We start from the raw sequence: 13,299 nt of genomic DNA on the forward strand, positions 1-13,299 counted from the left end.
CTGGCGCATGCGATTGTGCTGCCAGCCTTTTATAGGTACGAGCAATGTTAAAATTTATTCTTCGCCGCTGTCTGGAGGCGATTCCGACACTATTCATCCTGATCACCATTTCGTTTTTCATGATGCGATTGGCTCCCGGCAGCCCTTTTACTGGTGAGCGTAATTTGCCGCCGGAAGTGATGGCGAATATCGAGGCCAAATATCATCTGAACGACCCCATGATGACGCAGTACGGTAATTACTTACTGCAACTGGTGCAGGGTGATTTCGGTCCTTCTTTTAAATACAAAGACTACTCCGTGAACGATTTGGTGGCGACGTCTTTCCCCGTTTCGGCAAAATTGGGGGCTGCTGCATTCGTTCTGGCGATTGTGTTTGGGGTGAGTGCAGGCGTAATTGCTGCGCTGAATCAGAATACCAAATGGGATTATACCGTGATGGGCTTTGCCATGACGGGGGTGGTGATTCCCAGCTTTGTCGTTGCGCCGCTACTGGTGCTGATTTTTGCCATTACGCTGCGGTGGTTACCCGGCGGAGGCTGGAATGGAGGTGCGCCCAAGTACATGATTTTACCAATGGTGGCGCTGTCTTTGTCTTATATCGCCAGCATCGCACGTATCACCCGAGGGTCGATGATCGAGGTTTTACACTCTAACTTCATCCGCACCGCGCGCGCCAAAGGGTTACCGATGCGTCGCATCGTCCTGCGTCATGCGCTGAAGCCTGCGCTGCTGCCTGTGCTCTCCTATATGGGGCCGGCGTTTGTCGGCATTATTACCGGCTCAATGGTTATTGAAACCATTTTTGGCTTACCCGGTATTGGGCAACTGTTCGTCAACGGCGCACTGAACCGCGACTATTCACTGGTACTGAGCCTGACCATTCTGGTCGGCGGCTTAACCATTCTCTTTAATGCGATCATTGACGTGCTCTACGCTGTTATCGATCCGAAAATTCGCTATTAATTGGGGGCGCTATGTTTTGGAATCGAAAAAACGTTGAAGCGTTAGAGAACTTCACCGAGCAGACAGAAATTGAAGGACGCAGCCTGTGGCAGGATGCGCGCCTGCGCTTTATCCATAACCGTGCGGCGCTTGCCAGCCTGTTTGTGCTGGCTGTCATTACCGTGTTTGTGATTTTTGCCCCCATGCTGTCCGCATTTAACTACGCCGATACGGACTGGGGAATGATGTCAGCCGCACCGGATATGACCTCTGGGCACTATTTCGGTACGGATTCCTCAGGTCGCGATCTGCTGGTTCGCGTGGCTATCGGCGGTCGCGTGTCGCTGATGGTTGGTGTGGCGGCGGCGCTGGTTGCCGTGATCGTCGGGACGCTGTATGGCGCGATGTCCGGCTATCTGGGCGGGAAGGTGGATTCCGTGATGATGCGTCTGCTGGAGATCCTTAACTCATTCCCGTTCATGTTCTTCGTGATCCTGCTGGTCACGTTCTTCGGGCAGAACATGCTGTTGATCTTCGTGGCTATCGGCATGGTGTCCTGGCTCGATATGGCGCGTATCGTGCGTGGTCAGACGCTGAGCCTGAAACGTAAAGAGTTCATTGAAGCGGCGATGGTGTCCGGTGTATCCACACGCGGCATCGTGTTACGTCATGTGGTGCCGAACGTGCTGGGAGTGGTAGTAGTCTATGCCTCTCTGCTGGTGCCAAGCATGATTCTGTTCGAATCTTTCCTGAGCTTCCTGGGGCTGGGAACGCAGGAACCATTAAGCAGCTGGGGTGCCTTGCTGAATGATGGCGCGAACTCAATGGAAGTGTCGCCGTGGTTGCTGTTCTATCCGGCGGCGTTTCTGGTCGTTACGCTGTTTTGTTTTAACTTTATCGGCGATGGCCTGCGTGATGCCCTCGACCCGAAAGATCGCTGAGGAGCATCAACATGAGCAAGATTGAGTTAACGGGCGCGCACGACGCGCTGCTACATGTTCAGGATCTCCGGGTAACGTTCAAAACGCAGGACGGAGACGTGACGGCGGTTAATGACCTGAACTTCACGCTCAACGCGGGTGAAACACTGGGGATTGTCGGTGAATCTGGCTCCGGTAAATCACAAACGGCGTTTGCGCTAATGGGATTATTGGCGCGTAATGGGCGCATTGGCGGCTCGGCGCGTTTTCGTGGCAAAGAAATTCTTAACCTGCCGGAAAGCCAGTTGAATAAGCTGCGTGCTGAAGAAATCAGTATGATTTTTCAAGACCCGATGACCTCGCTGAACCCTTACATGCGCGTCGGGGAACAACTGATGGAAGTGCTGATGCTGCACAAGAGCATGAGCAAAAGCCAGGCGTTTGAAGAGTCGGTCAAAATGCTGGATGCGGTTAAGATGCCGGAAGCGCGTAAGCGCATGAAGATGTATCCACATGAGTTTTCCGGTGGGATGCGTCAGCGTGTGATGATCGCGATGGCGTTGCTGTGCCGTCCAAAACTGCTGATTGCCGATGAACCGACAACGGCGCTGGATGTGACGGTTCAGGCGCAGATTATGACGCTGCTGAACGAGCTGAAGAGTGAGTTTAATACCGCCATCATCATGATCACCCATGACCTGGGCGTCGTTGCCGGTATTTGTGACAAGGTGCTGGTGATGTACGCCGGACGCACCATGGAATACGGCGCGGCACGTGATGTCTTTTATCATCCAAGTCATCCGTATTCTGTCGGCCTGCTCAATGCCGTGCCGCGTCTGGATGCGGAAGATGAGGTGTTGGCGACCATTCCGGGTAATCCGCCTAACTTGTTACGCCTGCCGAAAGGGTGTCCGTTCCAACCACGCTGCCCGTATTCAATGGATGTCTGCCATAGCGCACCTGCGCTGGAATCTTTTGGTGATGGCCGCTTGCGCGCCTGCTTTAGAGCGATTGAGGAGGTGGTATGAACAACGCGGACGAGAAAAAGGTGTTGTTAGAAGTGGACGATCTGAAAGTCCACTTTGAGGTCAGAGATGATAAGCAGTGGTTCTGGCAGCCGCCGAAAAAGCTGAAAGCGGTCGATGGTGTGACGCTGCGTTTATATGAAGGTGAAACGCTGGGTGTGGTGGGGGAATCCGGCTGCGGCAAGTCCACGCTGGCTCGCGCCATTATCGGACTGGTAAAAGCGACCGACGGGCGTGTCACCTGGCTGGGGAACGACCTGCTGGGCATGAGCGACGAGCAATGGCGTGCCGCGCGTAGCGATATTCAGATGATATTTCAGGATCCGCTGGCGTCGCTGAATCCGCGTATGACCATCGGTGAGATTATTGCCGAGCCGTTAAAGGTTTATCATCCTGAACTGGATCGGCAGACGGTAAAAGATCGCGTGAAAGCGATGATGCTGAAAGTTGGGCTGCTACCGAACCTGATCAACCGCTACCCGCATGAATTCTCCGGCGGCCAGTGTCAGCGTATTGGGATCGCGCGCGCGCTGATTCTGGAACCAAAGCTGATTATCTGTGATGAACCGGTTTCCGCGCTGGACGTGTCGATTCAGGCGCAGGTGGTTAACCTGCTGCGTCAGCTACAGCGTGAAATGCGGCTGTCGCTGATTTTTATCGCGCATGACTTATCGGTAGTGAAGCACATTTCCGATCGCGTATTGGTAATGTATCTGGGTCATGCGGTAGAACTGGGAACGTACGATCAGGTTTATCAAAATCCACAACATCCCTATACCCGTGCGCTGATGTCTGCTGTGCCGATTCCCGATCCCGATCAGGAACGAAACAAGCAGATACAGCTGCTGGAAGGGGATTTGCCTTCACCGATCAATCCGCCATCGGGCTGCGTGTTCTGCACCCGCTGTCCGGTTGTCGGCCCTGAGTGCTCGAAGACACGTCCCTTGCTGGAAGGAAGCTTTACGCACGCGGTGTCGTGTCTGAAAGTCGATCCTCAGGCGCTATTACCGGTGGAAGAAGTCGACGCTCAGTAAGCGGTTTTATCGGCTAGCGATGTAAAAAAGGCGTCTCCCTTGGGAGACGCCTTACGTTGCTGACAATGTACGTCGAGCGTTGATAATGGATAGATCGTAAAGACGCTGTGAATACATCCTTGTACGCTCGAGCCGCGACATCCCTGTCGCGGACGCTTTACTCTTCTATTCCATTATCACGTTTTCGTTTCGCAAATAGAATTACCCACGTCTTCAGTCACTTTGCATTGAGGCAAAACGAATTATTCTTTCCACAGAATGTGGCAAAGTTTGTGGTCTTTTTCCCGGCAAATCAGCACGCGGGCAAAAATATCCGTGATCTCTTCACCTTCCTCTTCGGCCAAACCAATAACGACTTCAGCAAAGAAGTCAGGGTTCAGATCGAAATCAACGTGCTCGGCCCAGTCTTCCGCGGGGTCGAATAACTCTGCGCCACCGCGCTCTTCGAATTGCAGGTTGAACAGCAAAATATCTGCCGGATCGAGGTTATCCGCTGCAAGCTCCAAAAAGATGTCGTAGGCCTGTTCCAATGCTTCGTCTTCGGTCAGGCGATTATTCAAATCCATAACGTAATTCCTGTTAATTCCCAATGGGCATATTAGAACACGGGAAAACGCGTATGCCCTAAATAATTCGCGTGACGGGCAGGTTATAACAGGGGGCTGAAAAAGTAGAACAGCCGCTCGACGATGCGTTGCCAGTAGGGGCGGTTTTGCCACTGTGTCGCGTTTAACAGACGTGAGCGGGCAATATAGTCTTCCTGCACGCAGGCTAAATCGCTGCCGAACCCGGCATCGTCAATCACCAGCGTGATTTCAAAATTTAGCCACAGACTGCGCATATCCAGATTTACCGTGCCGACCAGGCTCAGTTGCCCGTCTACCAGTACGCTTTTGGTGTGCAGCAGCCCGTCCTTGAATTGATAAATCTTCACGCCAGCGGCCAGTAGTTCGGTGAAGAAGGCGCGGCTGGCCCAACCGACCAGAACGGAGTCATTCTTGTGCGGTACAATGATACTCACATCGACCCCGCGTTGGGCGGCGGTACAGATGGCGTGCAGCAGGTCGTCGCTGGGCACGAAGTAGGGGGTGGTCATGATCAACTGCTTACGTGCTGAATAGACCGACGTCAGCAGCGCCTGATGAATCATCTCTTCCGGGTAACCGGGGCCGGAAGCAATAACCTGAATGGTGTGGCCGCTCTCTTGTTCGAACGGCATGACGTTAACATCCGGCGGCGGCGGAAGCAGGCGTTTGCCTGTCTCCATTTCCCAATCGCAGCAGTAAATAATCCCCAACGTGGTCGCTACCGGCCCTTCAATGCGCGCCATCAGGTCAATCCACTGCCCGACGCCAGCATCTTGTTTGAAAAGACGGGGATCGACCATATTCATGCTGCCGGTATAGGCAATGCGGTTATCGATCAGGATAATTTTGCGGTGTTGACGCAAATCCATACGGCGCAGGAAAGCACGGAACAAATTCACTTTCAGGGCTTCAACCACTTCTATTCCGGCAGTACGCATCAGTTCGGGGTGATGCTGGCGGAAAAACTGTACGCTGCCGGCAGAGTCCAACAGAATGCGACAGTGCACCCCGCGTCGTGCTGCCGCGATAAGCGAAGAGGTGACTTGCTCGACCAGACCGCCTGGTTGCCAGATGTAGAACACCATTTCGATATTGCTACGGGCAAGTTCGATATCACGTAAGAGCGCTTTAATGGTGTCATCAAACGTGGTCATCAGCTGTAACTGATTGCCTTTCACACCACCAACCCCTTGCCGCCTTTCACACAGCTGAAATAATGCGCTGGCGACTTCGCTGTTTTCCGTTGCGAAAATACGGCGATACTCTTTTAATTCACGCAGCCATTTTGCCGTTGATGGCCACATTTTACTGGCACGTTCAGCCCGGCGTTTGCCAAGATGGAGTTCGCCAAACGAAAGATAAGCGACAATACCGACAAGTGGCAGAATATAAATCACCAGTAACCAAGCCATTGCAGAAGGCACGGCCCGACGTTTCATCAGAATACGCAAGGTCACACCTGCAATTAGCAACCAGTAGCTAAAAACCAGTAACCAACTTATTACGGTATAAAATGTCGACATAAAAGCAGCATAGTTCCCTTCTGCAAAGAATTAACAAAGTGTACGCATAGATTTATAAAAGGGGAAATGCCTTTCCTCTGAATATCCCGTCATACTTCAAGCTGCATGTGCGTTGGCTACGCTACTCGGCACACTTACGTGTACCTCGCCCCGTTGGGGCCGCTGCAAGCAGCGTTCAAACCTGCCTCTGGCAGATTTGTCACTCACCCGAATCACTTACTTATGTAAGCTCATCGGGATTCCTTCTCTTACCGCCTTCCTGCAACTCGAATTATTTAGGGAATAAAAATGATGGCTAAGAAGAGAAGAGCGGAGAGGGCGATTCACTGATTGTCGTCACGCATCAGGGGTATATAATGCCCCGCGCGAGTGTATTAATAAGAGCCGCATCATGAAACGCAGTCGAAATGAAGTGGGTCGCTGGCGGATGTTGCGTCAGGTCCAGCGTCGAAGAAGCCGCTGGTTGGAGGCTCAATCACGTACGTATCGCCATATTCGCTCTGCCCGTTATTTGCAGCAAAAGCACAAACGGCGGGCATTGCTTTATGCGGTAACCTACGACTGGTAAGCCAGTGAGGAAAATAGCGACCCGAAGTATGGTCGCTATTTTTTTATTACATTCCGGATAGCGTCCCGCTCCGGTTCATCCCATAACCGGAATGCGCTGTGCGATTTCTCTCTGATCGATCATCGGGTTACTGTCACCCTCTGTCGAGGGCAGGATAAACAGCGACACTGACGTATTTAAGCGTTCCGTTTGTTCCAGCAGCGAGGAGAAGGTGCGAGCGGAGGCTTCAACCTGTCCCGCATTTTCTCTGACTGTGTCATTCAGCGTACTGAGACGGGTAGTCACTTCATGAATGCTTTCGGTTTGCTGGTGCGATATTTCCGAGATCTCGCTCAGAAACGTGCCGGTGCCTTTCGCCGTCTGAATGATGTTTTGCAGGCTATCATTCAGTTTGTTCACTAGCCGCGTTCCTGCGCTTACACTGTTGTCTGAATCACGAATCAGCACATTAATATTTTGTGCAGAATGGCTGCTTTGTGACGCCAGCGTACCGACTTCCCGTGCGACAACGGCAAAACCTCGGCCCATCGTCCCGGCCCGTGCGGCTTCTATTGCGGCATTCAGGGACAAGATATGCGTCTGAAATGCCACGTTTTCAATCATCCCAATCGCTTCTGTCATTTCGCGCGTTCTGCCCGCAATGTCTGACATCGCGGCTTTGACGTCATTCATCATGGTTTCGCCCTGCGCCGCGATCTTGCTGGTGTCTTCCGCATGCAGGTTGGCCTGCTGAGTATGCAGCGCATTTTGCTCGAGATGCTGGCTAAGTTGAATAATGTGCTCGGTAGTGACTTTAAGTTCATGGGATTGGCGGTTAGCCTGCTCAGAAAGCTGGAGGTTATCCGCTGCAACCCGATCAACCTGCATCACCATGTGGTCAACGCCCTGGCGAACCTGATTGACTAACGTCACCAGACCTTCCTGCATTTGAATGACGTTGGTATTAAGCTGCCTAATTTCGCGTGTACCGCGTATCTCTGCATCTACCGAGTGAGAAAGATCGCCTGCGGCGATCAGCTTTAAATGGGCAATAATGTGCGTCAATGGGCGAATAATCACTCGACTCACACCGATCCAAACTGCGATGGCGATCGCCAGTAAAAGCCCCAGCACCGTGATGAAAATCGTTTTAGCCTGATCGAGAGAGGATAAAAATTGTTGCCCGTGCTGCTTTTGCAGTGCATCGGTATCTTGCAGATAGTGTGAATATTTCTGAGTGAAATCGCTTTGATAGGCCTGAACAGGAACGGCAAAGAAAATATCGATCTGGTTGGTGGTTTTGATTCCCTGAGCGAGTTCGACAAGCCCGGAATAGAGTTGGTTGTAGCTTTTCTTCAAATCGACGAAGGCTGCCGTGTCGGCTTCCACCGTGGTGACCGTCCCCAATTGTTGGTAGTGCTCCTGCGCCTGTTTGAGAGACACTTCTGCCTCATCCATCAGGCTGTGCCAACTGCCTTCAGACCCCGTTTCTTTGTCTACCAGTAGATAAATACCCGCGCGATTGAGTTTATCGCTGGCGTTCATCACTTCCATCCGCGCTTTATCCATTAACGCTTGTTGCTGGCGTAGGTTTTCGTTAGCCGAAATATCCTGCCGCACTTGGGTCATCGTTTGAGAAATGACACCGACGGAAACTAATTGCAATAAAGAAAATAACCCAATGATCAATAACAATCCGGAGAGAATACTGAGGCGATGACGGCGGCGGATAGTGGCAATTCCGTTTCGCAAAATCGCTGGCATTAACATGATTGTTGACCCTCACTATATGAATAGCGGTCAAACTATCACTGTTAAATGACTAAAATATTTCAGCTTTTAGCAGAGAGGTGAAGGGCCATGATTTTCTGGTACAACCATGACCTATATCAATAGAACCTTAAAACACTTTTTTGAATGGTTTCACGCTGACGTGTTTGTAGACATCTGCCGCGATATAGGGGTCGGCGTCAGCCCATGCCGTTGCTTCATCCAGTGATGCGAACTCGGCGATAATGACGGAGCCGCTAAAGCCCGCCTGACCGGGATCGTCGCTGTCGATCGCGGGTAAAGGGCCTGCGGTAATCAGTCGTCCCTGATCGCGCAATGCTTGTAAACGGGCAAGGTGATCGGGTCTTGCCGACAGGCGTTTTGCTAATGAATCAACATTATCTTCAGCATAAATGACATAGAGCATAGTGACCTCTCAGGTAGGAAGGTACCCTTTTTCGTTTGGGATGCCGGTTTAGCGCCCAGTCGCCAAACGCTATCGGGTAAGAGACTCGCGTTTTTACCATCATACGTGATGTTGTTAGAAGACAATAGGTTGAAGACAATAGTTCGAGGACAATAGGTTGATTTGCCAGAGTAATCCCCTCACGATTTCTGTTTTTTTGCCAATTCCACGGGTTGTTATTGAATATGATTGCTATTTGCATTTAAACTTGGGCGGCATAAGAGGATAAAGACAGACTATGCCGCAAAAAAAGTTTTTTTTGACCCGCCGTTACTCATGGCCATTCATACTTTCAGTTGGTTTTCACGGTTCACTGATTGCAGGTTTGCTGTACGCATCATTCAATAATTCAATTGAATTACCGCAGGAATCCAAGCCCATCAGCGTTGTGATGGTGAACCCTGCGGCCTATGAAGCGGCTCCAGTTGCCAAATCTGCCCCCGAGCCAGAGCCGGTGAAGCAGCCAGAATCGGAGCCGGAACCGACTCCTGAGCCGGAGCCATTGCCACAGCCAGTTCCTATGCCATTGCCGGAACCAAAGCCCAAGCCGAAACCTAAACCGGAACCCAAGCCCGTGAAGAAGGTTGAGCAGCCGAAGCCGGTTAAACGTGAACCGACCGTTGAAAAACAGCCGCCTTCGCCGTTTACCAGGGAAGAGCCGACGCGCAATGTGAATAATGCGCCGGTGAAACAGGCACCCGCGCCCGCCGCCAGCACGCAGTCAAGTGGGCCACGTCCGTTGAGCCGTGCACAGCCTCAGTATCCTGCTCGTGCGTTTTCCCTGCGCGTTGAGGGTCGGGTAAAAATGCAGTTTGATGTGGACGAATCTGGGCGGGTTGACAATGTCCGCGTGCTTTCTGCTGAACCGCGTAATATGTTCGAGCGCGATATCAAACAGGCGATGCGTAAATGGCGTTACGAAGCGGGTAAACCCGGCAAAGATTTGGTTGTGACCATCGTCTTTAAAATTGACGGCGGGGCGGCAGTCGAATAATTCACGTCAGTACCAAAATACACAAAAGAAACGGGGCGTCATCTTTGGCTGATGACGCCCCGTTTTCGTATCGAGCGCTATTCAAAGGCTTATGCCGATGAACGTTAAACGTTACTCACTTGGCGTAAAGTGGCTCTTACCAGCAGGGAGTTCACGTGGGTGACCTGCTTCATCGACCGCGACGTAGGTGAATAACGCTTCGGTAGCCCGATAGCGCTGGCCAATCGGTTCAGACGACACTTTCTTTACCCAAACTTCAACGTTAACGTTGATAGAACTGCGGCCAGTGCGTAAACAACGCGCATAGCAGCAAACCACATCGCCGACGGCAACAGGTTTTAAGAATGACATCCCATCAACCCGCACGGTAACAACACGCCCTTCGGCAATTTCTTTCGCCAAAATTGCGCCGCCGATGTCCATTTGCGACATCAGCCAACCACCAAAAATATCCCCGTTCGCATTGGTATCGGCTGGCATTGCCAGCGTGCGGAGAACCAGTTCGCCCTGTGGTAACACGTTTTGTGTGCTCATTGTGTATGCCTCGATTTAGCGATTACGGTTGCTCGCTTTTTTCTTCTTCTGATTTTTCCTGGTCGTTAGGTAAGTGACGGTAGATGTAGACGCCACAAAGCAGTGTAAACAGCAGTGTTACCCCCGTTAGACCAAAGACTTTGAAATTGACCCACACGCTTTGCGGTAGCCAAAAAGCAATATAGATGTTAACCAGTCCGCACACCAGAAAGAACATCGCCCAGGCTATATTCAATTTTCCCCAGACGGATTGCGGCAAGGTTAGCTCTTTACCCAGCATTTTCTGAATCAGAGTCTGCTTCATGACAAACTGGCTAACCAGCAGAGCGGCGGCAAACAACGCATAGATAATGGTAACTTTCCACTTGATAAACAGATCGTTATGGAACACCAGCGTTAGCGAACCGAAAACGACGACCATGGCAAAGGTCACTAGCGTCATTTTCTCTATTTTACGATACATCACCCAGGTGACCGCGAGTGACAGCGCCGTTGCCGCAATTAATGCGCCCGATGCGACGTAGATGTCATAGAGTTTATAAGCCGCAAAAAACACGACCAACGGTATAAAATCAAGAAGTTGCTTCATTATGTCAATCCATCACTCAACAGTGTCGTAATCATAACCCACAAGAGTTATTCGGTAGCTCATGCCATTATCCTTCATTGTGGAACACCATTCCCGAGATATTGTAATAATTTGCAGAAAATTACGATTGGGCAAGGCATGAACGAGGGAAATGGAGAAGCCTATGTCGCCAGAACGGCGACATAGGTGAAGTGCGGCAATTACGCGCGCAGCAGCATATAAAGGCGGAACAGATAAATCAGAAGAATCGCGGAGATCAGGTTACTTAACCCGTTCAGAACTACACCGAGCACGGTCGGTGAGGAAATGGGTAACTTTGACACGACCAGTAAAATAGCGATTTTAGCCAACAACCACATCACGATGGCTGGTGCGGTTGCGCGTAAGTTGCCGTAGGCCAGTTTGGTGCTTACTTTAATTGCGCTGAAAATCCCGCTTTTTTCAGTGACGACTATCACGGGCGACAAACTCAGGGCAATGGCCAGCAACACGCCAGGAATGACCAGAAGCATCATGCCAAGCTGGATGAGCAGCGTGCACAGCAGGATCAGGAAAAGCAGGCGCAGTAAAAAAGGGGTAGAGGCGCCGATTGCGCGCAGTGCGCTGGTGCGGTGCCCGTCGGACACCAGTTGGATCAGCATCAGAATCCCGCCCGTTAGCAGTACATTGCCGACTAACGCCGCAAAGGTGCCTGCCGCTGACATTTTTAGCAACACGGCTTGTTGTTCCGGCGTCATCTGCTGAATCAAGTCCATCAAGCCGGATTCGACAGACGATGACAGATCGCTGCCGGAGGTGCTCAGAATCCGTAACTCGTCTACAGAAGGCGATAGCGCATGATTCAGTATGACAGTAATGAATGCCGTCAACAGTGACATCATTAAGATGCTGATGAACTGGTTACGGGTAAAATTCATTGTGTCACGGTACAACGTGTTAGCCGTGATAGGCATGCAGGCTCCTTGAAAAAGATAAATCAACGGATAGAACTTAACTCATGATTGTAACCTGTTAATCCGCACTGTGGCACCCCGTCAACGACGCAATGCTGTTTTTCCCTTCTGTAATGAAAGACTGTGATGAAATTGTTGCCAAAGGTGGCAGACCATATTTTTCCCGTGCCCGGTTGCAGGCATCGTTGATCTGCCCATTTTCGCCGGATTGCATAAATTCACGACAGGGTGAAGGGCGATTAACATAAATAGAACAGCTGACGGTATCCCCGACGGTGCCTTGCAATGCCTGACAGCGAGGTGTTTTGCTGTTTGTTCCTGTCATACAGCGTAAAAAAGGGGAAACGGGTTCGGTGAATTGTGAAGGTACAACGCCACCGCCGTCATCGGCTTCAGCCCAATAGAAAGACACTCTGAAATAAGCGCAGCACGCGCCGCAGTGCATACAGGTATTATCGCTCATTGGATGACTAACTGCCTCCAGCCAGCGTGAATCACGTTAATGGAAATAAAAATCTACCGTTGAATGCGTTCGCGCGGTAATGCAATTTGCGGACAGCGCACGTTATGCACCTTTCGCCATTTATTGATTTGGATCAATTTCAGTATTTTTAATTGGTTAGCGATAAATGATGAAGTTCAATTTGCGTGTAAAATCTTTAAAAGATGTGATCTGGCTTAAAACAAGAATACCTACTTAGGGGTATATTTCGCTCGAAATTTAAACCCTATAAATGGAGTGGGTAATGAAAAAGGCATCTTTATTATTGTTGGCAGCGGCGCTTATGCCTGCATTGGCAAAGGCTCATCAAGCGGGTGATTTTATTGTTCGTGCGGGTACAGCAACCGTGCATCCACGTGAAAGTTCGGACAATGTACTGGGTTTGGGAGAATTTCAGGTAAATAACAATACTCAGTTGGGTCTGACTTTTAGCTATCTGGTGACGGATAATATTGGGGTTGAATTGCTGGCGGCTACGCCGTTCAAACACAAAGTCGGCACGCCTGGCACAGGCACGATTGCAGAAGTCAAACACCTGCCGCCGTCACTGGTTGCGCAATACTATTTTGGTGATGCGCAAGATAAATTACGTCCTTATCTGGGCGTTGGCTTGAATTATACGATGTTCTTCGATGAAAAATTTAATGATACAGGGAAGAACTCAGGGCTGAGCGATCTGAGCTTGAAGAATTCCTGGGGCCTTGCTGCGCAGGCAGGGTTGGATTACAACCTGGATAAGAATTGGTTAGTCAACATGTCCGTATGGTGGATGGATATTGATACCGATGTGAAATTTAAAGCCGGTAACGCCCAGCAAAGTATCCATACTAAGCTTGATCCATGGGCCTTTATGTTTGGTGTAGGTTATCGCTTCTAATCTCATTGCTGATTGGATGTGAAAATAACAAAAC

The 13,299-nt window shown here is 50.7% G+C and carries 15 protein-coding genes; 7 read left to right on the forward strand and 8 right to left on the reverse strand.

Annotated elements, in window-relative coordinates; translation table 11 throughout:
• Positions 1–44 precede the first annotated feature (44 nt).
• The 4 genes from oppB to oppF are packed head-to-tail and all read left to right on the forward strand — an operon-like array spanning position 45 to position 3,923.
• Entirely contained in the window at positions 45–965 is a 921-nt protein-coding gene (oppB, locus tag NAL19_RS10195) for an oligopeptide ABC transporter permease OppB (protein ID WP_180741055.1), read from the forward strand.
• A gap of 11 nt (positions 966–976) precedes the next feature.
• Positions 977–1,885: an oligopeptide ABC transporter permease OppC gene (gene oppC / locus NAL19_RS10200; RefSeq protein ID WP_180741054.1), complete on the forward strand. Its 909-nt coding sequence runs from the start codon at positions 977–979 to the stop codon at positions 1,883–1,885.
• 11 nt (positions 1,886–1,896) lie between these two features.
• Positions 1,897–2,892, forward strand: coding sequence for an ABC transporter ATP-binding protein (locus NAL19_RS10205; RefSeq protein ID WP_263059594.1), 996 nt, complete (start codon positions 1,897–1,899; stop codon positions 2,890–2,892).
• The gene (gene oppF, locus NAL19_RS10210; RefSeq protein WP_263059595.1) at positions 2,889–3,923 is read left to right on the forward strand and encodes a murein tripeptide/oligopeptide ABC transporter ATP binding protein OppF; all 1,035 of its coding nucleotides are present in this window, start codon (positions 2,889–2,891) and stop codon (positions 3,921–3,923) included. Before NAL19_RS10205 ends, oppF begins: the two co-directional genes overlap by 4 nt.
• 242 nt (positions 3,924–4,165) lie before the next feature.
• Here oppF and NAL19_RS10215 read toward each other — a convergent pair whose 3' ends face one another.
• Together NAL19_RS10215 and cls are read right to left on the reverse strand one after the other, a co-directional pair.
• Positions 4,166–4,489, reverse strand: a complete 324-nt coding sequence (locus NAL19_RS10215; RefSeq protein WP_225088044.1) for an HI1450 family dsDNA-mimic protein — start codon at positions 4,487–4,489, stop codon at positions 4,166–4,168.
• Positions 4,490–4,572: 83 nt separating this feature from the next.
• Positions 4,573–6,033, reverse strand: a complete 1,461-nt coding sequence (cls, locus tag NAL19_RS10220; protein WP_225088045.1) for a cardiolipin synthase — start codon at positions 6,031–6,033, stop codon at positions 4,573–4,575.
• Between the two features lie 391 nt (positions 6,034–6,424).
• On the opposite strand from cls, the gene NAL19_RS10225 reads away from it, so the two are divergent.
• A complete protein-coding gene (locus NAL19_RS10225; RefSeq protein WP_015840226.1) occupies positions 6,425–6,601 on the forward strand; it encodes a YciY family protein in 177 nt (58 codons plus the stop codon).
• A 75-nt stretch (positions 6,602–6,676) separates the two neighbouring features.
• On the opposite strand, the gene NAL19_RS10230 is transcribed toward NAL19_RS10225, so the two are convergent.
• Positions 6,677–8,350: a Tar ligand binding domain-containing protein gene (locus NAL19_RS10230; RefSeq protein ID WP_263059596.1), complete on the reverse strand. Its 1,674-nt coding sequence runs from the start codon at positions 8,348–8,350 to the stop codon at positions 6,677–6,679.
• A gap of 130 nt (positions 8,351–8,480) precedes the next feature.
• Positions 8,481–8,777, reverse strand: coding sequence for a YciI family protein (locus NAL19_RS10235; RefSeq protein ID WP_263059597.1), 297 nt, complete (start codon positions 8,775–8,777; stop codon positions 8,481–8,483).
• A gap of 277 nt (positions 8,778–9,054) precedes the next feature.
• Between NAL19_RS10235 and tonB the strand changes: the two genes are divergently transcribed.
• Positions 9,055–9,810, forward strand: a complete 756-nt coding sequence (gene tonB / locus NAL19_RS10240) for a TonB system transport protein TonB (RefSeq protein WP_263059598.1) — start codon at positions 9,055–9,057, stop codon at positions 9,808–9,810.
• 111 nt (positions 9,811–9,921) lie between these two features.
• On the opposite strand, the gene yciA is transcribed toward tonB, so the two are convergent.
• The 4 genes from yciA to NAL19_RS10260 form a co-directional block, all read right to left on the reverse strand.
• Entirely contained in the window at positions 9,922–10,344 is a 423-nt protein-coding gene (yciA, locus tag NAL19_RS10245; RefSeq protein WP_225088049.1) for an acyl-CoA thioester hydrolase YciA, read from the reverse strand.
• Between the two features lie 22 nt (positions 10,345–10,366).
• Positions 10,367–10,933, reverse strand: a complete 567-nt coding sequence (locus tag NAL19_RS10250; protein WP_263059599.1) for a septation protein A — start codon at positions 10,931–10,933, stop codon at positions 10,367–10,369.
• Positions 10,934–11,133: 200 nt separating this feature from the next.
• Positions 11,134–11,886 carry a YciC family protein gene (locus NAL19_RS10255; RefSeq protein WP_225088051.1) on the reverse strand — a complete coding sequence of 251 codons (753 nt, stop codon included), beginning with the start codon at positions 11,884–11,886 and terminating at the stop codon, positions 11,134–11,136.
• Between the two features lie 58 nt (positions 11,887–11,944).
• The gene (locus NAL19_RS10260) at positions 11,945–12,349 is read right to left on the reverse strand and encodes a YkgJ family cysteine cluster protein (RefSeq protein WP_263059600.1); all 405 of its coding nucleotides are present in this window, start codon (positions 12,347–12,349) and stop codon (positions 11,945–11,947) included.
• Between the two features lie 283 nt (positions 12,350–12,632).
• Here NAL19_RS10260 and ompW point away from each other — a divergent pair, with 283 nt between their 5' ends.
• Complete coding sequence (ompW, locus tag NAL19_RS10265) at positions 12,633–13,265, forward strand: outer membrane protein OmpW (RefSeq protein ID WP_263059601.1); 633 nt, start codon at positions 12,633–12,635, stop codon at positions 13,263–13,265.
• The last annotated feature ends 34 nt before the right edge of the window (positions 13,266–13,299 follow it).

It is taken from the genome of Pectobacterium sp. F1-1, from assembly GCF_025643735.1.
In the GTDB taxonomy this organism is placed as follows: Bacteria; Pseudomonadota; Gammaproteobacteria; order Enterobacterales; family Enterobacteriaceae; genus Pectobacterium; species Pectobacterium colocasium.

Excerpts from the sequence above, each read along its gene's own strand:
- oppC (WP_180741054.1), top strand. The coding sequence starts at position 977 with ATGTTTTGGAATCGAAAAAACGTTGAAGCGTTAGAGAACTTCACCGAG.
- NAL19_RS10225 (WP_015840226.1), top strand. The coding sequence starts at position 6,425 with ATGAAACGCAGTCGAAATGAAGTGGGTCGCTGGCGGATGTTGCGTCAG.
- NAL19_RS10205 (WP_263059594.1), top strand. The coding sequence starts at position 1,897 with ATGAGCAAGATTGAGTTAACGGGCGCGCACGACGCGCTGCTACATGTT.
- yciA (WP_225088049.1), bottom strand. The coding sequence starts at position 10,344 with ATGAGCACACAAAACGTGTTACCACAGGGCGAACTGGTTCTCCGCACG.
- NAL19_RS10250 (WP_263059599.1), bottom strand. The coding sequence starts at position 10,933 with ATGAAGCAACTTCTTGATTTTATACCGTTGGTCGTGTTTTTTGCGGCT.
- tonB (WP_263059598.1), top strand. The coding sequence starts at position 9,055 with ATGCCGCAAAAAAAGTTTTTTTTGACCCGCCGTTACTCATGGCCATTC.
- oppB (WP_180741055.1), top strand. The coding sequence starts at position 45 with ATGTTAAAATTTATTCTTCGCCGCTGTCTGGAGGCGATTCCGACACTA.
- cls (WP_225088045.1), bottom strand. The coding sequence starts at position 6,033 with ATGTCGACATTTTATACCGTAATAAGTTGGTTACTGGTTTTTAGCTAC.
- oppF (WP_263059595.1), top strand. The coding sequence starts at position 2,889 with ATGAACAACGCGGACGAGAAAAAGGTGTTGTTAGAAGTGGACGATCTG.
- NAL19_RS10255 (WP_225088051.1), bottom strand. The coding sequence starts at position 11,886 with ATGCCTATCACGGCTAACACGTTGTACCGTGACACAATGAATTTTACC.
- NAL19_RS10235 (WP_263059597.1), bottom strand. The coding sequence starts at position 8,777 with ATGCTCTATGTCATTTATGCTGAAGATAATGTTGATTCATTAGCAAAA.
- NAL19_RS10230 (WP_263059596.1), bottom strand. The coding sequence starts at position 8,350 with ATGTTAATGCCAGCGATTTTGCGAAACGGAATTGCCACTATCCGCCGC.
- ompW (WP_263059601.1), top strand. The coding sequence starts at position 12,633 with ATGAAAAAGGCATCTTTATTATTGTTGGCAGCGGCGCTTATGCCTGCA.
- NAL19_RS10260 (WP_263059600.1), bottom strand. The coding sequence starts at position 12,349 with ATGAGCGATAATACCTGTATGCACTGCGGCGCGTGCTGCGCTTATTTC.
- NAL19_RS10215 (WP_225088044.1), bottom strand. The coding sequence starts at position 4,489 with ATGGATTTGAATAATCGCCTGACCGAAGACGAAGCATTGGAACAGGCC.